A 25,547-nucleotide genomic window follows, 5' to 3' on the forward strand; every position below is an offset into this window, starting at 1 on the left:
TTACCTCACCAAACTACTGATTTTCTAACAACTGATCTTTTGGTACATCTCTAAATTCTTTCGCTGGACTTCCTACAACTATTTTACCCTTTTCTACATTTTTAGTTACCAAACTTCCTGCTGCTGCAAATCCATCTTCTTTTATTATTTTCCCAGGCAATATAACTGCACCTGCTCCTATTCTTCCACCTTTTTTAACTGTTACACCTTTAAATTTCCCAAATCTCTCTTTAGAACGAGCTGCATAGTTATCATTTGATGTTACTACACAAGGAGCTATAAACACATAGTCTTCTACTTCTGAGTATGCTGTTAAATAAACATTTGTTTGAATTTTACAATTAGAACCCACTTTACAAAAGTTTTCAATAGTGGCACCTTTTCCAATTATAGTTTTTTCCCCTATAACTACATTTTCTCTTACTACTGCCAAGTCAGCTATTAAAGTTTTATCCCCAATTTTACTTCCTGCATATATGATTGTACCTGCTCCTACTAAGCACTCATTTGATATATAAGCAGCATCTAATTTATTTTCATCTTTAAAAATACTATTTACGGATCTCATAGGTTGCTTACCTATAACAGCATTATCATCAATTCTAACATTATCTCCTATTACTGTCCCATTATGTATTACTACGTTATTGGCAATTATGCAATTATCCCCTATAACAACATCATCCTCTATGACAACAAATTTTCCAATTTGTACATTATTACCTAAATTTGATTTTGGTGATACAAAATTAATTTCCATGCTTTCACTCCTATATCAAATAAAATTTTAAAATTACCACCATAATATAATATCATATTTTGATGGTAATTTTTAAAAACTAGTTTTTAATTAATAAATTATTTATTTATCTTATCTACATTTACCATTTCCATTGTTGAAAAATCTTCTAGCGGAAATTTAACTGGCTGACCAGTAAGCCTTGATTTATAAGCTGCAAGAATTATAGCCATTCCTTTTTTTCCTTCTTCTCCATTAATTAAAGGTTCTTCATTATTGTTTATAGCATTTATCATATCTTTAAATAAGTTTATATGTCCAAATCCATAAACTGTATCTGGATCGGCTCCCTGATCTTTTAATATATCATCTTCGCTATCCTTGCCATCTTTAAATCTCCAAGTTTCAATCTTATTTACAGCAAGACCGCCTATTGATACAGCTCCAGTTTCGCCAAAAATACTTAAAGTTTCTTCAAGATTTTTGGGATATACACAAGCACTACCTTCTACTATTCCAATTGCACCATTTTTAAATCTTATAACTACAGCACCAAAATCCTCTGCTTCTATATCTCTTAAGAAAGTATCACACTGAGCATAAACTGTATCTATTTCTCCTCCAAGCATCCATTGTAATAAGTCTATATTGTGTATACATTGATTCATTAATGTTCCACCATCAAGAGCCCATGTTCCCCTCCAAGGTGCCTGTTCATAATAACCCATATTTCTATTCCAAAGTATTCTTGCAGTTCCACTAACTAATCTTCCAAATCTATCTCCTTCTACTGCTCCTCTTAACTTTTGAATAGGTGCATTAAACCTATTTTGATGACTAATACATAATTTTACATTATTATCTTCAGCACATTTAATCATGTTATCAGCATCTTTTATAGATAATGCCATAGGTTTTTCAACTATAGCATGTTTACCCTTATTCATACAATAAATAGTTATTTCTGGATGATATCCACTTTCTGTAGCTATAGTTACAACGTCTATGTCCTCTTTATCTAACATTTCTTTATAATCGGTATATACTCCAACATTTAATGGCTGACCCATTCTCTCAATGTATTCATTTTTTTTAGCTTCTGCCTTTTCCTTTTCTATGTCACAAGTAGCTGCTAATAAAACTTCTTCTTTATTACCTACTAAGGCTTCCACATGTTTATATGAAATCCTTCCACAACCAATAATTGCAAATTTTAATTTTTTCATCAAAATCACCTCATAATTTTATTATAGGATAAGTCAAATGACTTATCCTTAAAATTAAAGCTTATAAATTTTTTCTCTATTATTTTTAACTTCTTTTGTAGCATTTCTAGTATCATAAACTACTTTAGCCTTTGCAGTTAAAGCTTCATAATCCACATTACTATGATTTGTAGTTATTATAACAATATCAGAATCATCTATAACCTCTGTCCAATCTACTGTATGATATTTTTTCCCCTTATGCTGAAACTCTTTAATATAAGGATCACAACAAGATATAAGCGCACCATTTTTTTCTAAATGTTCTATTACTTTAAGGGCTGGTGACTCTCTCATATCATCAATATCATTTTTATATGCTACACCCATTAATAATACTTTTGCACCATTCATTGCTTTCTTTTCTTTATTTAATAGTTTCATTACATTATCCACAACATATTCTGGCATTTGATCATTAATTCTACCAGATGTCTGTATTAAACTTGTGTGGAAATCATATTCCTTAGCTTTCCATTCTAAATAAAATGGATCAAGTGGTATACAGTGTCCGCCAAGACCTGGACCTGGATAAAAAGCCATAAATCCATAAGGCTTTGTTTTTGCTGCATCTACTACTTCCCAAACATCTATATTCATTTTATTACATAGCACTGCTATTTCATTAGCTAATGCTATATTTATATTTCTAAATGTATTTTCAAGTATCTTTTCCATTTCCGCTATTGCTGGTGATGAAACTGTGTGAATCTCTCCTTGAAGTACGCTCTTATAAAGTGCTGCTGCTACTTCTGTACATTCTTTAGTACATCCACCAACAACCTTTGGTGTATTCTTTGTTTTAAATTCTTTATTACCTGGATCAACCCTTTCAGGTGAAAATGCTAAAAAGAAATCCTCTCCACATTTAAGTCCAGTTTCCTCAAGTATTGGTTTTAATATTTCTTCTGTAGTCCCAGGGTATGTTGTACTTTCTAAAACTACTAACATTCCCCTATGTAAGTATTTAGCTACACTTTTTGTAGAGTTAACCACATATGATAAATCCGGTTGTTTATATATATCAAGTGGTGTTGGCACTGCTATACAAACTGCATCCACTTCACCTACAAAACTGAAATCTGTAGTTGCTCTTAAAGCTCCTTTTTCAACTATCTCCTTTAAATCCGTATCTACTACATCTCCTATATAATTATGTCCTTTATTTACTAATTCTACTTTTTTTTCTTGTACGTCAAATCCTATAACATCATATCCAGCTTTTGCTTTTTCTACTGCTAGTGGTAAGCCTACATATCCAAGCCCTACAACTCCAAGTTTTGCTGTTTTATTTTCAAGTTTTTTTATTAATTCGTCTCTTATCTGTGACATTATTTTAACCTCCTAGGTTTATAAGATTTACAAACATATAAAATTATACACTTTGTTAATATTCCGGTCAAACTTTTTTATTTAACATTTATATTATAGAAATTTTTCCTATATTGAATTAAACTTTTTTATACATGTGGTTACATATTCTTGCTGATGTCTAGTAATCTCAGGATACATTGGCAAAGCAAATGTATGTCTACAAGCCTCTTCTGATATAGGCAAATCCCCTTCTTTATATCCTAGATTTTTATACACATCTAACATATGTACTGGCAAAGGATAATAAATCGCAGTAGATACGCCATTTTCCTTTAAAAATTCTACTAATTTATCTCTATCTTTTGCTCTTACTACGTACTGATGATATATATGTTTACAATCACTATCTTCATATGGTAATACTAAATCTGTATCCTTTAATAACTCATTGTAGACATGTGCTTTTTCATATCTTAATTCATTCCATTCTTTTAAATATTTTAATTTAACTCTAAGTACAGCCGCCTGTATTTCATCTAATCTGCTATTGTAACCTATAACTTCATGATGATATTTTTTTCTACTCCCATGAACTCTCAAAACTCTTATTTTTTCTGCTAAATCATCATTATTAGTTACTACCATTCCCCCATCACCATAGCAACCTAAATTCTTAGTTGGGAAAAATGAATAAGTAGCTGTGTGTCCTATAGTACCAGCTCTTTTACCTTTATACTCTGATCCAATAGCCTGACATGCATCCTCAATAACTGGTATATTATATTTATTAGCAATCTCCATTATTTTATCCATATCACACATTTGTCCAAATATGTGAACTGGAATAATAGCTTTAGTATTTTTAGTTATTTTCTTTTCTATACTTTCAGCATCTATACATAGTGTATTTTTATCTATATCAGCAAATACTGGTTTTGCACCTAATACTGACGTTGTTTCCGCTGATGCAAAGAAAGTAAATGGTGTTGTTATTACTTCATCTCCCGGTCCAACTCCTAATGCTCTTAAGGAAAGCATTAATGCATCTGTTCCATTTGCTACGGCTATAGCATGCTTTACCCCTGTAAACTCTGCTACTTCTTTTTCTAATTCTTTTACATTAGGTCCCATTATAAAATGTGTTGATTCCAAAACTTCTTTTATAGCTTTTTCTATCTCTTGTTGAATGTTATTATATTGAACCTTTAAATCTAATAAATTTACTTTCATTTTAACATCTCCTTTATTGCTTTTTTCTTCTGTAAGTAGGTACTTTTTTTTCTACTAAGTTAAAGATACTTTCATTATCTTCATTAATAATTTTTCTAAATTCATTTATGGATTTTTCTACAAATTCAATACTATTATCTTCTGGTTTCTCTACATATATTTTATCATGTTCTGTAGAAGTTAATGCAACTTCATTCATTAAAAGCTCTTCATAAAGCTTTTCTCCTGGTCTAAGTCCTGTGTATTTTATTTTAATATCCACCCCCGGCTGATAACCAGAAAGCCTTATTAAATCTTTAGCTAAGTCTACAATTTTAACAGGTTTCCCCATATCTAATACAAAGATTTCTCCACCCTTTGCCATGGCACCTGCCTGTATAACTAATTGAGCTGCTTCAGGTATTGTCATAAAATATCTATTTATTTCTGGATGAGTTACAGTTACTGGACCACCTCGAGATATCTGTTTTTTAAATAGTGGAATAACTGAACCATTACTTCCAAGTACATTTCCAAATCTAACAGCTACATACTCTGTTTTACTTATTGAATCAAATGCTTGTATAATTATTTCACAAAATCTCTTACTTGCTCCCATTATGTTTGTTGGGTTTACTGCTTTATCTGTGCTTATTTGAACAAATTTCTTTACATCATACTCATGACTAAATTTAACCACATTATATGTTCCTATTATATTATTTTTTATAACCTCAACTGGATTGTTTTCCATAAGAGGCACATGTTTATGAGCTGCTGCATGAAATACTACTTCTGGTTTATATTTTTCAAATACTTCCCTTAATCTTTTCTCATCTCTTATGGAAGCAATTATAACTTCTTTATTAAGTTCTGGATGATTAAAATTTAGCTCCATTTGCAGATCATAGGCATTATTTTCGTATATATCTAAAATTAAAAGTTTTTTTGGCTTAAATTTTGATATTTGCCTACATAATTCCGATCCTATAGATCCTCCACCACCAGTAACTAGTATGACCTTATCCTTTATATATTTATTAATATTTTCACTGTTTAATTTAACTTCTTCTCTTCCAAGTAAATCTTCTATGTTTACATCTCTTATTTTACTTATGCTTACCTTACCATCTATGATTTCATAAATACCTGGTAAGGTTTTTAATTTAGCATTTGTATCCTTACAAATATTTATTATTTCTCTTTTTCTTTCTACATTTGCTGAGGGAATTGCTAAAATAATCTCCTCAACATTTTTCAACTCACATATATTCTTAATTTTCTCTCTACCGCCTATTACTTTTGCTCCACTAATCATTTTACCCTTTTTAAAAGAATCATCATCTATTAACCCAACTATATCATAATTTAAGTTATTACTCCTTTTAATTTCCTTTATAAGTAATGCAGCTGCATCTCCAGCCCCTATTATCAACAGTCTTTTCTTTTTCTTAGTGCAATTTTTTTCTGAGTTTATTTCATCTACCACTCTATATCTAAATCTCATACCACCTAAAGTCACTACACATAATAACCAAAATATTATATGTACACCATAGGGAAATCTAATGTATCTTGTTTCTAATAACTTATAATTTATAAAGTAACTATATATTAAAATAACAACATTAGATAAAGTAATTGAATACACTATAGACATCAATTCCTCTATTGAAGCATATTTCCATATGCTATCGTATAAACGAAAGATTTTATTAAAAAATATAGTTATGATAATTGCAGGAATAATGGATAACTTAAAAAATTCCATATATTCAGTTGGAATTCTAAAATCAAGTCGCAAAAGTAAAGCCAAATATAATGATAAAACAACTAATAACACATCATATAATATAAGTTTTTTATCTTTTCGCATATTCTCACATCCTAAGATTAAAATAGTTTACTTTATTATCTCACCTTAATCATTTTACAACATTTAAAAAATTATTCAACAAAAAAAGATTATTTTAAACCTAATATAAAGTTTAGCATATTAATGGTTAAAAATACATAGTAAAAAAATTCAATCCCATATATTAATACGAGATTGAATTATAAAAGTAATTTAAGTAAAATGTATAAATTTAAATTCTATTTTTATATATTGGAAATCTTTTCATATATATCCTTAAATTTTGGATTTTCCTTAATTGTTATTAGATATTTCATGAAGGATTCCTGTAAATCCTTCCTTTTCAATGCATATTCAACTGTTGCTTCTAAAAAACCTAACTTATCCCCAACATCATATCTTTTACCCTGGAAACAATAAGAATATATAGCCTCTTGAGTAGCCAAAGTTTTTAAAGCATCTGTAAGCTGTATTTCTCCACCTTTACCCGGTTTAGTATTTTCAAGTATGTCAAAAATCCTAGGTGTTATAATGTATCTTCCTAATATAGCTATATTTGATGGCGCCTCTTCTATTTTAGGTTTTTCAATTAAATCTTTAACTTTATATACTCTATCCTCTATATGCATACCTTTTACTATACCGTATTTATGCACATCCTCTTTTTGAACTTCTTGTACTCCAAGTACAGTAGTTTTATATTCATCATAACAATTAATAAGTTGTTTTAAACAAGGAATCTCACTATCTACCACATCATCTCCTAGCATAACAGCGAAGGGTTCATTGCCTACAAAAGTTTTGGCACAATTTATTGCATGACCTAATCCTTTAGGTTCTTTTTGTCTTATATAATATATATCGGCCATATTAGATATATCATTTACCATAGTTAATAACTCATCTTTTCCAGTAGCATTTAACTGCTGCTCTAATTCTACAGACTTATCGAAATGATCCTCTATGGCTCTTTTATTCCTTCCTGTAATAATTAAAATTTCTTCTATTCCAGAGGCTACAGCCTCCTCTATTATATATTGTATAGTTGGTTTATCAACTATAGGTAACATTTCCTTTGGTTGTGCTTTTGTAGCAGGTAAAAATCTTGTTCCAAGTCCCGCTGCAGGTATTATTGCCTTCTTTACTCTCATTAGATTTTCCCCTTTCTTAAGTTCATATTTTAATTATAATATAATCAAATTCATATTTCTACCATTTATACCAACTGCAAGTCAATTCTCTTTATATAATCTACCTGAAACAAAATATTATACATTGCAACGATATATAAACTAATTTCAATTAAAAAAAGTCTTTACAAATTTACTTTGTAAAGACTTTTTTTAATATAAATCTTTATATACCATATTCTTTTATTTTGAATTGTTAAGTATACTCTCTAATTCTAATACTATTTCATCTTCTGGATCCAACTTTTTAGCTATAGTTAAATGCATTTTAGCATCTTCTAATTTCCCAGCATTTAAATAGCACATTACTAAATTTGTACAAATTTCAATAGATTTAGTAGCTTCAAATGCCTTTCTTAAGAATGCTATAGCCTTATTGAAATCTCCTAAAGATGCATAATTTATTCCTAATTCATTAATAACTTCTACTATACTACTATCTATTGAAATAGACTCATTTAAATAATAAATTGCCTTTTCATAATTTTGAAGCATTCTATAACCTACGGCTATATAGTAATAAAGGACAGCATCTTCCTCAAATTCTTTTATAAGTGGTATTAAAAGTTTTAACGCCCCCTCTGGATCCTCATTTAAAAGTTCCTTTCCTCGATCATAATTTACTATTCCTTTTAACCATATTTTCATATCTGTAATTTGGGAAGTCTCCTCTCCCCCTCTAGCAATATAATTATTCAAAGAAAATAAAGCTCCTTGAAAATCCTGTAAATCTTTTTTTATAATACTCTCGTAAGCATATGGTGTTGCTGCCTCTTCAAATTTTTTCTTATAAGTTTCTATTAGTTGTAATTCCTCATCTTTATATCTTTTATCTAAATTCCTTAATTTATCAGCCAACATAAGTAGTTTTTCAAAATTTTCCTCTTCAGTTTCAATATTACAAAGTCCCTTTAACAATAAATATGCTTCCTCATAATTTTTCTTTTCTATTAGTTTATATATTTTACCCTTAATAAATTTGCTACTTTCATCAATATTTTTTAATAATTGGCCATATGCATCATTAAACTTAAATTTTTCATCTGCCCCCATAACATAGTACATGGCTTCAATAAAATAAGATATTGGTATTGCATCTATATTTTCTTTTTCCTTAACATTTTCAACTATATCACTTGACTTAATAGGCATATATATTTCTTTATTTAAGTCTGTTTTAAAGATTTCTTTTATCTTTTTTTTACTAACTTCAACAAAAAGTAATTCTGACAGTTTCTCGGTAAAATGAGGTTTAATCTCCAATATATTCATCTCCTATTATCTATTTCTCATATTTTAACAATTACAAGCTACATCTATTATATCCTTTACTGATTTTTTAAGCATTTTTATTTTATCCTCTGCATGCTTTTTATTATTTCCTATTACAGAGAGGTATATTTTAATCTTAGGTTCTGTACCAGATGGTCTTACAACAAACCATGAACCGTCATTGAAAATAAATTTAAGAACATTTGACTTAGGTAATTCTATGTGATGCTCACTTATAACAAATAAATTTTTTTCTATACTTAATTTATAATCTAATTTCTTGTAAATTTTTACATCATTTAAAGTTGTACTCATAGAGTGTCTTAAATAATGCATAGCTTTTTCAATCTTTTCTTGTCCTTCTTTTCCTTTTAGTTCTACTGACAATAATTCTTCTTTATAATATCCATATTCGTCGTATAACTTTATCAAAGCCTCATATAAACTTAATCCTATACTTTTATAATATAAAGTCATCTCACATATTAGTGCTGAAGCTATAACTGCATCTTTATCTCTAACAAAATTACCAGCTAAATACCCGTAACTCTCTTCAAAGCCAAATATATATTTTGATGTATCATCCTTTTGAAACTCTTTTATTTTTTCGCCAATATACTTAAATCCTGTTAATACCTCTATTATTGGGATTTTAAATTTTTCCCCAATTTTTTTCACTATATCTGTAGTTACTATAGTTTTAATTACTACTCCATTTTCAGGCAATTTATTTTTTTCTTTTAAAGACATTAATATATAATTAGTAAGCAGTGCTCCTGTCTGATTTCCACTAAGAACCCTATAATTATTATAATTATCCTTTACAACTACACCTATTCTATCACAATCTGGATCTGTCCCTAAAATAATATCCGGTTTTATATCCTTTGCCATATCTAATGCTATATTAAATACATCTTTTATTTCCGGATTGGGGTAGGGAGCTGTAGGAAATGTTCCATCTGGTATTTCCTGTTCTTTAACAACATACAAATCTTCAAAACCAAGCTCCTTTAATACTGTTCTTATAGGTATATTTCCTGTTCCATGAAGTGGAGTATATATTATCTTTAAATCTTTAGCATTATTTTTCACTAAATCTTTTCTTATAACAAGTTCCTTAACCTTATTAAAATATTCTTCTTCCACTGAATCTTTTATATAATTTATTATTCCCTTTTCTAATCCACTATTGAATTCTAAAGCTTTTATTCCCTTTAAAATATCTACTTTTTCTATACAACATAGTATGTCTTTTGCCAACTCATCTGTAATTTGTCCCCCATCTTCTCCATATACCTTATATCCATTATATTCCTTAGGATTATGTGATGCCGTTATACTAATACCTATTTTGCATTTAAGCTTACCTACTGCAAATGAAAGCATTGGTGTTGGTTTTATATCTTTGTAAATATTAACTTGTATTTCATTAGCTGCAAATACTTCTGATGCTACCTTAGCAAACTCTTTTGACATTATTCTAGAGTCGAATGCTATCGCTACAGATAAATTTTTTTTGTAATTTCTTTTAATGAAATTTGCAATTCCCTGAGTAGCTTTTCTCACAGTATAAATATTCATTCTATTAGTACCTGCACCTATTATTCCCCTCAATCCTCCAGTACCAAATTTCAAACTTTTATAAAATCTATCCTCTATTTCTTTCTCATTTTTAATTTTTTTTAGTTCATTTTTAGTCCCTTCATCTATATAATCTGAGTTTAACCAGATATTATATTGTTCTTTATAATTCATACTGATATCCTCACTTTCATAGACTTAATAAAAATATTATATATGTTTATATTACAAAAAGCTATAAAAAGAGGGTTTAACAATCTACTTTATGCATAATATAATTATGTCTCCATATATAAAATATTTAATATTTTATATTGCAATTGCATACCATTTACTTTATAATGATATTGTTTTAATATAAGATCCACGGAAACCATTGATTTTTCATAGTTTCACGGGTGTAAATTTGTGAAAGAAGGTGTTTATCAAGGTGTATAAATTAAATCAAAATGAAACCCCATTATTTGATGCTTTAAAAGAATATGTAAACAGAGAAACTATACCATTTCACGTACCTGGTCATAAAAAAGGTGTAGGTATAGAAGAGGAATTTAAAAATTTTATAGGCCATAATGCTTTTAAAATTGATGTTACTGTATTCAAGTTAGTAGACAGTTTACATCATCCTACTGGACCAATAAAAAAAGCACAAGAACTAGCCGCTGATGCTTATGGTTCTGATGCTGCTTTCTTTTCAATCCATGGTACTTCTGGAGCTATTCAGGCTATGATTATGTCTGTGGTTTCCTCTGGTGACAAAATAATTATACCTAGAAATGTTCATAAATCTGTAACTGCAGGTATAATTTTAAGTGGTGCTACACCAGTTTATATGCAACCGGAACTTGATAGAAAAGTTGGTATAGCACACGGTGTTACTAAAGAAACAGTAGAGGAGACTTTAAAAGCGAACCCAGATGCGAAAGCTGTTCTAATAATTAATCCAACTTATTATGGAGTTGCAACAGATATACAAAATATAGCTAATATTGTTCATAGCTACAATATTCCTTTGATAGTAGATGAAGCTCATGGTCCACACCTTGGTTTCAATGAAAAATTACCAATATCCGCAATGAATGCTGGTGCAGATATATGTGCACAAAGTACCCATAAAATTATAGGTGCTTTAACTCAGTGCTCATTACTTCAAGTTCGTTCAGGAAGAGTTGATATTCACAGAGTACAGCAGATACTAAATGTTTTGCAAACCACATCACCTTCTTATATTTTAATGGTCTCTTTAGATTGTGCTAGAAAACAAATTGCACTGCAAGGATATGATTTATTAGAAAAAACTATAGAGCTTTCAAATTATGCTCGTGAGAATATAAATAAAATTCCAGGTTTTTATTGTTTTGGACAAGAAATCTTGGGTCAACCTGGTGTATTCGCCTTAGATCCAACAAAAATAACCATAACATGTAGGGATTTAGGAATTACTGGTTATGATTTAGATATGATTCTTTCAAATAAATATCACATTCAAGTGGAATTATCAGATTTGTATAATGTATTAGCTGTGGGTTCTTTTGGTGATACAAAGGAAAATATCGATTCCTTGATTTCTGCTTTAAAAGAAATTAGTAAAGAATACTATGGAAATAAAGATAAAAAATCTGATTTTATAGATATACCAAATATACCTAAACAGGTTGAAATTCCTAGAGAAGCTTTTAATAGCCATAAAATTTGCATTCCATTAAGTGAAAGCACTGGGAAAATAAGTGGCGAATTTTTAATGGCTTATCCACCAGGTATTCCTATACTATGTCCTGGTGAAATTATAACAAAAGAAATAATTGAATATGTGCAAAAGTTGAAGGAAACTGGTCTATATGTTCAAGGTACCGAGGATTCAGAAGTTAATTATATCAAAGTAGTAGACTAGATTAAAGGGTGTCTTGTATTGTACAAGATACCCTATCTTCTTAACCCTTTAATATTCTCTTTAATTATTTTATTATTATTTGTTCTCACAAGATTTATATACTTGTTAATATCGTAATTAGCTATACTTTCATAAGCAGATATTATCTTTTTAAAATATGTAATCTGATATTCTAACTTTAATAATGATTCCCTTATCTCCTTATTAAATCTAAGGGTCAAAACTCTCCTATATTTTCTAATTAATTTTATAAAATCATCACAGATTTCCTTTACTGAAATTATTAACTTTATACTTTTAAAGTTTGTTATTAAAATTTCTTCATATATTAAGTATGCTTCATTAAAAACATATTCATCAAATACAAGATTATTAATTTTTAATTGTTTTTCTATGTTAATTAGTTCTTCTATTTTTTTATTTTTTTCTTTCCTAAATCTTATGGTTTGTTCTATTACGTTTTTAATCTTTTCCGTATTTTTTTCTGATTTTTCTTTTAAAAATTCTATTGCTAATAATGCTTTGTTAAAATCATATTCATATCTTTTTATTGTACCTTCATCATTATAAGTGGAGATTATAGAAAATTTACTTTCCCTATTGAAAATGCTTTTATAATAAAAGGCTAACTTTGATAATTCTAATATCATCTCTTCATTATGTACAACCTTACCCTCACAGGATAAATACAGTATTCCTTTTATTATATACTTTCCTCTTCCAAAAGCTTTTTTCCTAAATTCAATCTCCTTATATATTTTATCCTTTAACCTTATATCTAAACATTTAACTTTTTCGCCTTTTCTTACATAAGTCTTTAAACTCCTTTCTAAGTTTTCAGGAATTTCCTTATAAATACACAAATAATTCACCCCAATTAAAAGATCATATTTCTTCCTTAAGTTTTTCAAAATCATATTCTGTGAATATTTTTATTCCATTTTTTCTTAACAACTCTGCTGTTACCCCATTACCTTTTATTTTTTTGCCTGAAAATGTTCCATCATATATCATTCCATAACCACAAGAGGGACTGTTAGATTTTAATATAGCATACTGTGCTTTACACTCCTTAGCTATATTTAAAGTTTCATAAGCACCCTTTATAAATTTATCTGTTGATTCATTGCCAGCTAAATCTTTAACTTTTGATAGTCTTTTTAACACTTCCATGCCAGTACCATTTATTATCTCCTGTGGAGGTCTAGGTGTTTGTAAACCTCCCAATTGTTCCGGACATACTAATATTGCCTTTTTTTGCTTAAATAGTTTTAAAACATCCTCACTAAGATTATTTTTACCATTATATTTACAGTTAATACCACACAGGCAAGCACTTATAATTATCATATAAAATTTCTCTCCTATATATTATTTTATTATAACTATAGTAACTCCACTTCCTCCTTCACCATATCCACCTAAATTATAGGACTTAACATGGGGATGATTTTTAAGCATATCATTTATAGCTTTTCTAAGTATACCTGTTCCCTTGCCATGAATTACTGTAACCTCTGATAATCCCGCCATATATGCCTCATCTAAATATTTATCTGTTCTATAAGTTGCCTCTTCGGAATCCATCCCCCTTAAATCCACAGATGAACTTACACTTTTAAAATTTAATTTAGCTTCTCTTTTTACAGACTTTTTATTTATATTACTTTTACTGTCACATTGCCTTAGCTCTTCTGCTTTAACGCTTATTTTCATAATTCCTGCCTGTACTTGCACTTCCCCTTTGTTATCGGGTTTAGATAAAATTATTACTTTTTGATTCAAAGTAGGTAAAAAGACTTCTTCCCCTAACTTTATCTCATGTAATACTTTTCCCTTATCCTTTTTACTATTCTCTAATTTACCCTCCATATTTTCTAATCTATCTTTTAATTTTCTTCTTTCTTCCTCTAATTTTCTTCTTGCATCAGAGGAATAACCCATTCTTTCCAAATCTCTAATGTTTTTTAATATTTCATCTGCTTCTTCTTTAGCTTCTTTTATTACTCTTTTACTTTCCTTTTGAGCCTCTATTAATAATTTTTCCCTGCTACTATCTAGCCTTTTTAATTTATTTTCATAATCGCTTTTTATTTTACTAACCTGTAATTTCAACATTTCAGACTTTCTAGCATCTTCTCCTGCCTTTATACTTTTCTCTTGAAGATTTTGTATTAAATCCTCAAATCTTAAATTATCACTAGAAATACTATTTTTAGCATCTTCTATTATATAAGACTGAAGACCTAGTCTTTTTGAAATCTCAAAAGCATTTGATTTCCCCGGGATACCTATAAGCAATCTATAAGTAGGCTTTAATGTTTCAACATCAAATTCTACAGAAGCATTTTCTACACCCTGACTTTTTAAGGCATAAGCCTTAAGCTCACTGTAGTGAGTTGTAGCAACTATTTTCACTTTTCTTTTTCTTAAGTTTTCTAAAATAGCTACAGCTAAAGCAGCACCTTCTGTAGGATCTGTACCTGCCCCTAATTCATCAAATAAAACTAGTGAACTTTCGTCAGCTTTATCCATAATATCTACTATATTAGTCATGTGTGATGAAAATGTTGATAAACTTTGTTCTATACTTTGTTCATCTCCTATATCTGCAAAAATTTCCTTAAAAAAACTTACTGTAGAGTTTTCTCTAGCAGGAATCATTAGCCCACTCATAGCCATTATATGTAAAAGTCCTACTGTTTTTAGTGTTACAGTCTTTCCTCCGGTATTAGGGCCTGTGATAATTAAAGAAGTAAAATCCTTTCCTAAGTATATATTCATTGGCACTGCCAGATTAGGATCTATTAAAGGGTGCTTCCCTTCTACTATATCTACTATTCCATTTTCATTCACACTTGGACATATACAATTTAATTCACTTGCGAATTTTGCTTTAGTAAATATAAAATCCAGTTCCCAAACAATTTTTGAGTTATTTTCTACCAAATCAATATTATCATATATTTCTTTTGAAAGTTCTTCAAGTATCCTTTGTACTTCCGCTTTCTCCTTAAGCATTAATTCTCTAATTTCATTATTTAAATTAACAAGTCCCATAGGTTCTATAAACAATGTTGCCCCAGATGAACTTTGATCATGGACAAGTCCAGGTACTGAACCCTTATGTTCAGATTTCACAGGTAAAACATATCTTTCTCCTCTAATTGTATATATGTTTTCTTGTAAATATTGTGAATAAGTTCTTACAAATGAATTAACTTTATCTCTCACAGAGGCATTTTTATCTTTCAAGGCTCTTCTTATATTATATAACGCCGTACTTGCTTTATCAGAAATTTCTTCATCACTTACTATAGCCATAAATATAGAATCTTCTATTGTTTTAAGTGGAACTATACCCTCACAAATATCTTCAATAACTTTATAACTTTCCTCTTCTTCTTTATGTTTTATATATTCTTTAAATTTTCTTGCACATCTAATAACAGCAGCAATTTTTAATAATTGGCCTGGCATAAGCAAAAACCCTTTTCCTGCCCTTTTTATAGTACCTCTTACATCAAATATTCCATCAAAAGGAGGGGACCCTTTTTTGCTCAAAAGTTGTAGTGCCTCTTTTGTTTCTTCAAGATGCTCCTCCATTTCATAAATATTATTATAAGGCCTTAAATCATCTATAATATCTTTTGAAGCCTGAGTACAAGTATATTTTTTTAACATTTCTTTAATTTTATTAAACTCTAAAACCCTTAATGCTCTTTCATTCAACCTTCTCAACCACCTTTTCTATGTTACTCTACTCCTCTTTTGTAGTGTCCTCTTGTAAATCCTTTTAAATCATTGCCCACCCAATTTTTATTTATAAATGCTTCTAATACTTTACTAGTTTCAATGAAATCTTCATCTATGAAATCTAATCGAAAATTTTTAACTTTAATTTTCTCTAATTCACTAATATTAGAGATTAAATTTAATGGTACATTATTATAAATATAACTTCTACAAAACTTATCTGTATAAATTGAGAATTCCTCATTTTTTCTATCAATTAATCCAAAACTTTTGTCCTTACAATAACCGGTACATACATTATTTGAATCTTTGCCACCAAAAATACTCCCTATAGGACAATACTCGCTTATCATAAGTTCTATTTTACCATATACAATTATTTGTAAATTACTATGTTTTAATTTACTTATTTCACTTTTATTTAATTCCACACTAGCACAATAGCCATGTATAAAGTTTTTATAAAAATCCAGTGAATAGTTATTAAAAATATTCAATTTATAATCAGATATAATAATTGTTTTATTTCTAAATTTATTAATAATACCTAAGTTTGCAGTTATAATTCCCTTAATAGAATTCAAATTATTTTCTATATAATTATAAATACTATGAAATTCATCCTTTATAATATTAGGGATTTTTATATACACATTAATCCCTTCATTTATAAAATCAAATAAATTTAATTCATTTCTTCTTAAAAACGGATTAAAGGCTATATCTTTAATATTAAAACTTTTAGCTGCCCTCAATTGTTCTTTCGTTGTAATACAAACTAATGTTTTTGGTAGTTCGTATTTTTCTATACTTAATTTATTTATTTTTTTACAATTTAAATTTTTATTTGTATTCTCTCTCTTACTATTTCCATTAATTATTTCTTCTTGCAGCATGGAAATTAGTTCTCTTCTAACTTCATTTATTGATGAAACAGGTAAAAATCCTTCTTCAAAAGAAATAAAATTTATATTATTAACTTGAAATGCTGTATTCCTTGTCTTCTTTAAATTCTCTTCTATCTTTTTTTTATCTAAGGGTCTTTTTTTCGCCTGTTGAATAATGTGTCCCTGATGGATAATAGTTTTATTATTTACTTTTGTAGATATAGTTATAGGCTCATTCACCCTAAAATTCACATCTATTTCTATATCTAATTTTTTATTATAAGGATCATTATAAAACTTTTCATAACTAGATAATAATAATATATCTGAAGTCTTATAAAGTTCATCACCAAATATATAGTTTGCTGGAAATAATTTTACTTTATCTCCTTTAAAAGCTTTATCTACTTCCCTATCTTGTTTAGTTATTTTTGAAATAGTAAACCCTTTATCTTTATTTCTTATTCCATCTTTCAAAATTAAATCTTCTTTTAATGTTACCGTCAAATCTTTATTTATTTTTCCAAGATATAGGCCTGTATTTTTAGGGTAGGAATATGACATCATATCTTTTCCCACATTACCAAATAAATAAGCCTTAGAAAATCCTTCTCTATTAAATAATTGAAGTAATTTTTTATTATCTTTTTCAAAATGTAATTGTTTTTTTTCAGTGTTGTTTTGTACAAAATCTATAGCTCTTCTGTATGTGTCTACTACACCAGCCACATACTCTGGTCTTTTCATTCTTCCCTCTATTTTTAAAGATGTAACACCACTTAATAAAATTTCTTTTATGTTATCTAAAGTACATATATCTTTAGGACTTAATATATATGCTTTTTCTTTTCTTCCTGTGTTTTTATCTATAAGTGTATAGGGAAGTCTACAGGGCTGAGCACATCTTCCTCTATTACCACTTCTACCACCTATAATACTACTCATTAAACACTGACCTGAATAGCATACACATAATGCTCCATGTATAAAAATTTCTATTTCAACACCTAAATTTTCCGATATATATTTTATTTCATTTAAAGACAACTCTCTAGATAGAACTATACGTTTAAAATTTAGCTCTTTAAGGAGTTTAGCTCCCTCTAAATTATGTACAGTCATCTGGGTAGATGCATGTAGTTCTAAATTAGGTATTTCCTTATTTAAAAAATATATAAGCCCCGTATCTTGTACTATTAACCCATCTACCCCTATATTGTATAAAAACCTAGCATAATCTATAGCTTCTTCCATTTCTTCATCTTTAAGCAAAGTATTTAATGTTACATACACTTTCACACCATACAAATGACAATAATTTATTGCATCTTTCATATTTTCATCATTAAAATTTGATGCATATGCTCTAGCAGAAAATTTACTTCCTCCAAGATATACTGCATTTGCACCTGCCAAAACTGCAGCATGTAAACTTTCTATACTACCTGCTGGAGCAAGTAACTCTATATTATTCATTATTCATCTCTCCTATTTAAATCCTAAAGTTTATTATACAATATATTATTATTATTTAAAACCGATTTTCATTTCTACAAACTTAATGAATTAATTTATGTGATTATATTTTTAAATACTTACTTAATTTATATCCACTTTTTTATGTAATTTATATTTTTTTAATTTCTAACAAAAAAAATAAAAAGCGATCCAATGCCGCTTTTTATTTATTTAATATAATATTTTTATAGCAATCATATAAAACCTTTACACATTTTTCCCAATTATAATTTTCTTCAACATATAATCTTAACTTATCCTTTTTCTTATTTTTAATACCATTTTCTATACATTTAAAGATTTCATCATCTTCATAGGGATTACAGTAGCTAGCCATATCCTTAAAATACTCTTTGCCACTTCCTTCAGCCGTAGTAACAATATTACAACCACTTGCAGCTGCCTCTAGTGAAGACAATCCCGGTGTTTCTATAAATGATGGTAATGCATGTAATTTGGCAAATCTGTAGGCATTATATATATTATAACTATCCATAAATCCTAAATAAGTAACATTATTAAAACTCACACATCTATCAAAATAATACTTATCAATAATATTTCCTATAAGAACCAACTGAATCTTTAATTCATTACAGATTCTAGCCAATATTAGTTGATTTTTAATTTTACATATTCTTCCCACACACAATACATAATTATCTAATTCAAATCTTTCTTTAAAATTATATAAAGGAACGTCACTGTGCTCCACTTCTACTCCACTATAAACTACTGTATATGGTGCGTATTTTCCAAAGTCTTTTTTTAATTCTTCTTTTTCCATTAAACTATTTGGGAAAATCATTTTACAAGCCCTTAATATTTCACTTCTATATGGTTTACATTGATCCCATAATTTTATACTATCTAAATCATTGATATAGTTATAATATTTTTTAATATTCCAATAAACTGGTGACAATACTATATTTTTTTTGTAAAACTTTGCAGTCTTATAGTATTTATATGTTTCCCCCATCCTAGTTAAATTAAATAAATGTACTAAATCATAGGATGAATAGTCATTTATTTGACCATTATTTATATCTACCATAACCCCCATTTTTCTTAAATATTCAGCTGTTTTTATAGCCTGCATAGAATCACCAGCAAAATCCCTAAGATAGTCATTTCTTATGCAGAATAAAACCTTCATAAAAATTCCTCCTAATTATGTGCTTCACTTAAATTATTATTATGCATAGACTTTAAATAATATCACGAATTTTATTAAATTAAGGCACTGAATAATATAGTTACTCAAAATTTATTATAATTTATATATAAACTATACAATTAAAGGTATCTTAAAAATATTATTTTAATAAAACTGTAACTTGACAATTATTTTTAATATTCTATGATTATAAAAAAAATGGACCTTACTCAGGTCCCTTTATCAAATTATCTTTATATATTTTAAATTTTTCTTATCCCTTACAATCTCATATATGCCTCTAATAACTATTTTATATTCTTTTAAATAATCTTTTACAAGCTGCAAATACTCTTCTTTACACTTTAATGATTTTGTACAACTTGGTGATATAGTACAGGGTGTAGGTATAATCTCTACTTTGTACCCCTTTTTTAATAATTTATTGTATATAGTAATTGCACCATTATGTGAAGCAAACACTACAACATATTCTCTCTCATTGGAAGACATATCTTTTCACTCCCATAACCCTTAGACTTATATATTTTTTCTTATCCAAAACATTTTTTTTATGGCTTTATTATTTTTATTTAATAATATTATATGCTGTATAGGTACGGAAGTGTATATATTTTTTACCCCTCTATTAAACATAAAATTATCAATAATCTTATAAATTTTTTCTAAATATCTATAATAATCTTTAAAATTAAAAATATATATATGAACAATACTCCAGTCATCTATAATATTAAATGATATATAAAATTTTCCTTCATGAAAAGAAATTTCATAGCAATTTTCTAACTTTTCTTCAAATCTTAATGGGACTATACTTGATATGGCATAATAACTATTATCTTTCCTCTCACATTTCTTAGATTTATACTCTATATTATCTGTTACATAGTCTGAGATAGATATTTTAACAGACATACTTTGTGCTAAAATACAATACCCCATTTTTCTAATGTTATTTTCATCGCTATTTACAATCACTCTATCAAGATACATACAAGACTTATTTTTAACATACCTAGCTATCTCTGATTCTATAATATTATACTGTTTCAGATCAAAATCTTTAATAAAATTAATCTTATGCAAAAAAGCATATTTACCATAAATATCATTTTCATAACTTAATATACAATAAGCGATTATTACCCCATTATTTTTTATTTTTAAAATTTCACAATCTCCTTTTAAAACTTTCTCTTCTAATTTTTCATTATATTTATTGCAATAACTGATTTTATCATTAATATTCTTAACATTACTAATGGACCATGTGTTAGAACTTTTATTTAATATATTATATAGTTCCTTTATAACCATTCTAAATTTATCTTCTCTTACGTATTCATATAATTCCTTATCATTTTCTACATAATTTCTATAACCTTCTAAGACTTTAATTACTAACTCATCATACTCCATATCATTATTTAATGCGTGATCATTTGCCCACTTTTTTATATCACCCACCTAATCCCCCCATTTACACGTTGATCATTTCTATTTTTTCATCACACTATAAATATAAATTATACCCCAGTATAAATTTCTTTTAATGCTTTAATAACACTTTCTATATCATCAAAAGTATTAAAATACCCAGGACTTATTCTTACAGTTCCCCATTTTATTGTTCCAATTATACCATGTATTAAAGATGCACAATGGTATCCTGTTCTAACTGCTATACCTTTTTTATTTAACAAATATCCTACATTGGAGCTCTCCATAGTATCTATATTAATAGATACTACACTACATCTATTTTTATATGAAGTGTGCCCATAAATTTTTATAAAATCTAATTTTTTTAATTCCTTTAATAAATATTCTATCAACTGTTTTTCATGATTTTGTATATTTCTTCTACCCACTTTTTCAATAAATTTTATTCCCTCACTTAACCCAACAATTCCTGGAACATTTAATGTCCCGCTTTCAAATCTATCAGGATTAAAATCTGGCTGGTTCATAGAATTAGAATTACTTCCAGTTCCACCTTCTTTAAAAGGTTCTAACATAATATCACTTCTTATAAATAATCCCCCTGTTCCTTGTGGTCCTAAAAGACCTTTATGACCAGGAAATGCCAATAAATCTATATTATCTCTACAAACATCTATATCTATTGTTCCAGCGCTTTGTGATGCATCAACCATAAATAATATACCTTCACTTTTCGCTAATTTCCCAATTGAGTTAATATACTGTATAGTACCTAATACATTAGATGCATGATTTATTATTATCATTTTAGTATTTTTTTTTATTTCTTTCTTCAAATTAGCTATATTTACCTGTCCATATTTATCCACCCCTACTAATGTAACTTTAACTCCTTTTTTACTTAAACTATTTAATGGTCTTAATACCGAATTATGTTCTATAACTGTACTTATAACATGATCTCCAGGTTTTAATACACCTTTAATGCCTATATTTAACCCCTCCGTAGCATTGCAAGTAAATATTATATTAAAAGGATTAGTTACTTTGAAAAAATTGCTTACTATTTCTCTTGCCTCAGATACTTTAGTTTCCGCTTTTAAAGCCAAATTATGTGAACTTCTTCCTGGATTGGCTCCATAATTTTTCATACAATCCAATACCTGTGTATAGACCTCTTTAGGCTTAGGAAAAGTAGTGGCTGCATTATCTACATAAATCATATATTCCTCCTAAAATAGCTTTATTATTTAAAGACTACTAAATATATATTACTTTTCATAATTTGATATGTATAAATAAAAAAGATATGCATTCTTTTTATGCATATCTTTTTTAAATTTCTACAAAACATCAATTTTTAACATTGGATTATTCTGTTTTTTTTCTTTTGCTAATTCTATCTGAGTTTCTATTAGTCTGTGCTGTAAATCAATTACCTTATATTTAGATGATTGAAGCTGGAATTTATATTCCTTACGTTCTGCCTTTAACAACTTATTTTCATTAAGATATTTTTTGCAGGTTTCTTGAAGAATATCCCTTTCCTTAATTATTTTTTCTACTTCTTCATCTCTTTTTTTAATAATTTCTTGGTAATCATTATCTTCATTCGTAGATTTAACTTTTTCATTCTCAGCACTCAGACGTTCATTTTTACTCTTAAGTTCTTCATTATTCTTTTGTAATTCACTAATACTCTTTCTAAAATCCTGTATATCCCCAAGCAATTGAATCTCGTTTTGCTCTAACTCTTTCATTCTAGATAAAAGCTGTTGAATTTCATCGTCCCTCTTTAACATCTCGTCAACAGCATTTATAGCCGTTAGAATAGCAGCAGAAGAAGTACTTAATTTGCCATTGTTATCTACAATATTTTTTAACTTCTTATCTACATAACTAGCAACTCTATGTAAATATTCTTCTTTTTCATTGCCTTTGAGATTGTATTCTACTCCATTTATCCTAACAGTTACTATGTTCATGTAAACACCCTCTCAGATAAATTCATCTTTTAATCTATTTTAACATAAATTGTTGTTAGTTAAAATATGAATTTATCTTAATTGAGCTCCTAATTTGTTTTCCAAGGTTCTAACTATTTTATCATGTACCTTATTAACCTCTTCGTCTGTCAATGTTTTATTTTCTAGTCTATATAATATTGAATATGCTACGCTCTTTTTGCCATCTTCAATTTGTTTACCTTTATATACATCAAACAATTTAACTCTTTCTACCATCTTTCCCCCTTGCCTTACTATTATATCTTCAATTTCTTGTACAAGTACATTATCATCTACTAATAAAGCAATATCTCTTGAAACTGCTGGAAACTTAGGTAATGACTTATATTTTTTATTTAAATTTGAGTAATTATATAACATATCTAAGTTTAATTCTGCCATATAACATCTTTCATCAATACCATAATTGTCTGATACATCAGGATGGATTTCACCTAAAGTCCCAATTAAATTTTTCTTTATATATATATTAGCTGTTTTTCCTGGGTGAAATGTAGGGTTTTCACTTTCTCTTACAAATTTTACTGAAGATATTCCTAGATATTCTATAATATTTTCTATCACACCTTTCATGTCTAAATAATCAACATTTCCATACATTCCAATATTTATTATATTTCTCTCTTCTGGCAGATTATTTTCATCTTTATCTGGTATATATATTTTTCCCATTTCAAATAATCTAGCTTCATCATTATTCCTTGAATAATTTCTAGATAATGCTTCCATCATTGAAGGTACAGTAGTTGTTCTCATTATACTGTAATCTTCTCCAAGGGGATTTTTAATTTTTACAACATTTCTTAAAAAACTATCTTTCGGTAATAATATTTCATCGAAAACTTTAGGACTTACAAAAGAGTAACTTATAGATTGATTTAATCCACTTCCAATTAAAGCTTCTATTACCCTATCATCTAAGTGCTGTTTTACAGTTTTTCCACCTTTTCTACTACTGCAATTTATTATAGTCGTTGGAATATTATTATATCCATATATTCGAGCAACTTCCTCTGCCACATCTTCTTTTATATTTATATCAGTTCTATTTGTAGGTATTGTTATAATCAAAATATCTTCTTTAATTTTTGTATATAACTCTAATCTGTCTAAATACTCTTTAATTTCTTCTTTAGGTAAATCTGTTCCTAAAAATCTATTTATCCACTTTGAATCAACTTCTAAAACATGTTCCTCTGTTTTTTTAGTATAGACATCCACTGTGCCTTCCATTATCTGACCAACATTTAGTTCATTTATCAAATTACAAGCTCTATCCATAGCTATTTGAACTAAATTTGGATCCAAATCTTTTTCAAATTTTGCAGAAGCTTCTGTTCTTAACCCTAATATTTTAGATGATACCCTTACATTTGTTCCATCAAAATTAGCACATTCCAAAATTATGTTACTTGTATCATCTTTAACCTCAGAATTTAGTCCACCCATGATACCTGCTAAAGCAACAGTCCTGTCCCCATCCTTTATGCAAAGCATATTATTTTTTAATTCTCTTTCTACTTCATCTAAAGTGATGAATTTTTCTAAATCTTTAGCTCTATCTATCACTATACTATTGGTAGATATTTGTCTAGCATCAAATGCATGCATCGGCTGCCCTAACTCAATCATTACAAAGTTAGTTATATCAACAATATTATTAATAGGTCTTACCCCTGCTTCAGTCAACCTTTCCTGCATCCACTTTGGCGAAGGCTCAATCTTAACATTTTTAACACCCCTTGCCATATATCTTCTACAAAGATCATCCTTTACTTCCACTTTTAAATTTTCACATATATTCTCTTTGCATAAAACCTTATAGTTTAAATTAGGCATTTTATAGTTTGTGCCTAATGTAGCTGCTGTTTCCCTTGCAATACCAACTACACTTAAACAATCAGGTCTATTAGAAGTTATCTCAAAGTCAATTACCGAACTATTTAATCCCAGTACTTCTTTAATATCCTTCCCTAAATGAGTTTCTTGTGAAAGAATCATTAATCCATGCACTTCTTCTTCTGCAATTCCTAATTCTTCTTCTGAACACATCATACCATTAGATACTATACCTCTTAATTTTCCCTTTTTAATTTTTAGCCCTCCTGGCAAAATAGCTCCATGAAGTGCAACAGGTACTATATCCCCTTCTTTCATATTGTTTGCACCTGTAACTATTTGAACCGGTTCCTCTTTACCAACATTTAATTGACAAACAACCAGTTTATCTGCATCAGGATGAGGTTTTATTTCTATTATTTTACCTGTAACCACATTTTGTATTTCATCTCCAGAACAAATAATTTCCTCAACTTTCGACCCAGATAGTGTTAACCTATCTCCTAAGTCTTCTGATGAAATATTTATATCAACATAATCTTTTAACCATCTAACTGGAACTTTCATTAATTACT

Annotated in this window: 19 protein-coding genes; 1 reads left to right on the plus strand and 18 read right to left on the minus strand. The window is 28.3% G+C overall.

What is annotated here, in order from left to right; translation table 11 throughout:
• Positions 1 to 13 precede the first annotated feature (13 nt).
• From EJL03_RS04245 to EJL03_RS04280, 8 genes are all read right to left on the minus strand, one after another.
• Positions 14 to 760: an N-acetyltransferase gene (locus EJL03_RS04245; RefSeq protein ID WP_125152724.1), complete on the minus strand. Its 747-nt coding sequence runs from the start codon at positions 758 to 760 to the stop codon at positions 14 to 16.
• Positions 761 to 858: 98 nt separating this feature from the next.
• The gene (locus EJL03_RS04250) at positions 859 to 1,965 is read right to left on the minus strand and encodes a Gfo/Idh/MocA family protein (protein ID WP_125152725.1); all 1,107 of its coding nucleotides are present in this window, start codon (positions 1,963 to 1,965) and stop codon (positions 859 to 861) included.
• A 54-nt stretch (positions 1,966 to 2,019) separates the two neighbouring features.
• Entirely contained in the window at positions 2,020 to 3,336 is a 1,317-nt protein-coding gene (locus tag EJL03_RS04255; protein WP_125152726.1) for a nucleotide sugar dehydrogenase, read from the minus strand.
• Positions 3,337 to 3,444: 108 nt separating this feature from the next.
• Positions 3,445 to 4,548: a DegT/DnrJ/EryC1/StrS family aminotransferase gene (locus tag EJL03_RS04260; RefSeq protein WP_125152727.1), complete on the minus strand. Its 1,104-nt coding sequence runs from the start codon at positions 4,546 to 4,548 to the stop codon at positions 3,445 to 3,447.
• Between the two features lie 13 nt (positions 4,549 to 4,561).
• Positions 4,562 to 6,403 carry a polysaccharide biosynthesis protein gene (locus EJL03_RS04265; RefSeq protein WP_125152728.1) on the minus strand — a complete coding sequence of 614 codons (1,842 nt, stop codon included), beginning with the start codon at positions 6,401 to 6,403 and terminating at the stop codon, positions 4,562 to 4,564.
• Positions 6,404 to 6,627: 224 nt separating this feature from the next.
• Complete coding sequence (galU, locus tag EJL03_RS04270) at positions 6,628 to 7,533, minus strand: UTP--glucose-1-phosphate uridylyltransferase GalU (RefSeq protein ID WP_125152729.1); 906 nt, start codon at positions 7,531 to 7,533, stop codon at positions 6,628 to 6,630.
• 222 nt (positions 7,534 to 7,755) lie between these two features.
• Positions 7,756 to 8,844, minus strand: coding sequence for a tetratricopeptide repeat protein (locus EJL03_RS04275; RefSeq protein ID WP_125152730.1), 1,089 nt, complete (start codon positions 8,842 to 8,844; stop codon positions 7,756 to 7,758).
• Between the two features lie 24 nt (positions 8,845 to 8,868).
• Positions 8,869 to 10,602 carry a phospho-sugar mutase gene (locus tag EJL03_RS04280; RefSeq protein WP_125152731.1) on the minus strand — a complete coding sequence of 578 codons (1,734 nt, stop codon included), beginning with the start codon at positions 10,600 to 10,602 and terminating at the stop codon, positions 8,869 to 8,871.
• 256 nt (positions 10,603 to 10,858) lie between these two features.
• Between EJL03_RS04280 and EJL03_RS04285 the strand changes: the two genes are divergently transcribed.
• Positions 10,859 to 12,319 (plus strand): aminotransferase class I/II-fold pyridoxal phosphate-dependent enzyme, encoded by a 1,461-nt coding sequence (locus tag EJL03_RS04285; protein WP_125152732.1) that lies wholly within the window; start codon positions 10,859 to 10,861, stop codon positions 12,317 to 12,319.
• Between the two features lie 32 nt (positions 12,320 to 12,351).
• On the opposite strand, the gene EJL03_RS04290 is transcribed toward EJL03_RS04285, so the two are convergent.
• The 10 genes from EJL03_RS04290 to pheT form a co-directional block, all read right to left on the minus strand.
• A complete protein-coding gene (locus EJL03_RS04290; RefSeq protein WP_125152733.1) occupies positions 12,352 to 13,182 on the minus strand; it encodes a hypothetical protein in 831 nt (276 codons plus the stop codon).
• A 22-nt stretch (positions 13,183 to 13,204) separates the two neighbouring features.
• Positions 13,205 to 13,669: a 2-thiouracil desulfurase family protein gene (locus tag EJL03_RS04295; protein WP_125152734.1), complete on the minus strand. Its 465-nt coding sequence runs from the start codon at positions 13,667 to 13,669 to the stop codon at positions 13,205 to 13,207.
• A gap of 21 nt (positions 13,670 to 13,690) precedes the next feature.
• Positions 13,691 to 16,051, minus strand: a complete 2,361-nt coding sequence (locus tag EJL03_RS04300; protein ID WP_125152735.1) for an endonuclease MutS2 — start codon at positions 16,049 to 16,051, stop codon at positions 13,691 to 13,693.
• Positions 16,052 to 16,074: 23 nt separating this feature from the next.
• Positions 16,075 to 18,438: a U32 family peptidase gene (locus EJL03_RS04305; RefSeq protein ID WP_125152736.1), complete on the minus strand. Its 2,364-nt coding sequence runs from the start codon at positions 18,436 to 18,438 to the stop codon at positions 16,075 to 16,077.
• 205 nt (positions 18,439 to 18,643) lie between these two features.
• On the minus strand, positions 18,644 to 19,639 hold the full coding sequence (locus tag EJL03_RS04310) for a glycosyltransferase family 4 protein (RefSeq protein ID WP_125152737.1): 996 nt from the start codon (positions 19,637 to 19,639) through the stop codon (positions 18,644 to 18,646).
• A 243-nt stretch (positions 19,640 to 19,882) separates the two neighbouring features.
• Positions 19,883 to 20,152 carry a putative Se/S carrier protein gene (locus EJL03_RS04315; RefSeq protein WP_125152738.1) on the minus strand — a complete coding sequence of 90 codons (270 nt, stop codon included), beginning with the start codon at positions 20,150 to 20,152 and terminating at the stop codon, positions 19,883 to 19,885.
• Between the two features lie 27 nt (positions 20,153 to 20,179).
• Positions 20,180 to 21,130 carry a hypothetical protein gene (locus tag EJL03_RS04320; protein ID WP_125152739.1) on the minus strand — a complete coding sequence of 317 codons (951 nt, stop codon included), beginning with the start codon at positions 21,128 to 21,130 and terminating at the stop codon, positions 20,180 to 20,182.
• Between the two features lie 59 nt (positions 21,131 to 21,189).
• Positions 21,190 to 22,329 (minus strand): aminotransferase class V-fold PLP-dependent enzyme, encoded by a 1,140-nt coding sequence (locus tag EJL03_RS04325; RefSeq protein ID WP_125152740.1) that lies wholly within the window; start codon positions 22,327 to 22,329, stop codon positions 21,190 to 21,192.
• A 120-nt stretch (positions 22,330 to 22,449) separates the two neighbouring features.
• The gene (locus tag EJL03_RS04330) at positions 22,450 to 23,091 is read right to left on the minus strand and encodes a cell division protein ZapA (RefSeq protein ID WP_125152741.1); all 642 of its coding nucleotides are present in this window, start codon (positions 23,089 to 23,091) and stop codon (positions 22,450 to 22,452) included.
• Between the two features lie 72 nt (positions 23,092 to 23,163).
• On the minus strand, positions 23,164 to 25,539 hold the full coding sequence (gene pheT, locus EJL03_RS04335) for a phenylalanine--tRNA ligase subunit beta (protein WP_125152742.1): 2,376 nt from the start codon (positions 25,537 to 25,539) through the stop codon (positions 23,164 to 23,166).
• Positions 25,540 to 25,547: the final 8 nt, after the last annotated feature.

Origin of the sequence: Clostridium rectalis, from assembly GCF_900626095.1 — a bacterium.
In the GTDB taxonomy this organism is placed as follows: domain Bacteria; phylum Bacillota; class Clostridia; order Clostridiales; family Clostridiaceae; genus Clostridium_AS; species Clostridium_AS rectalis.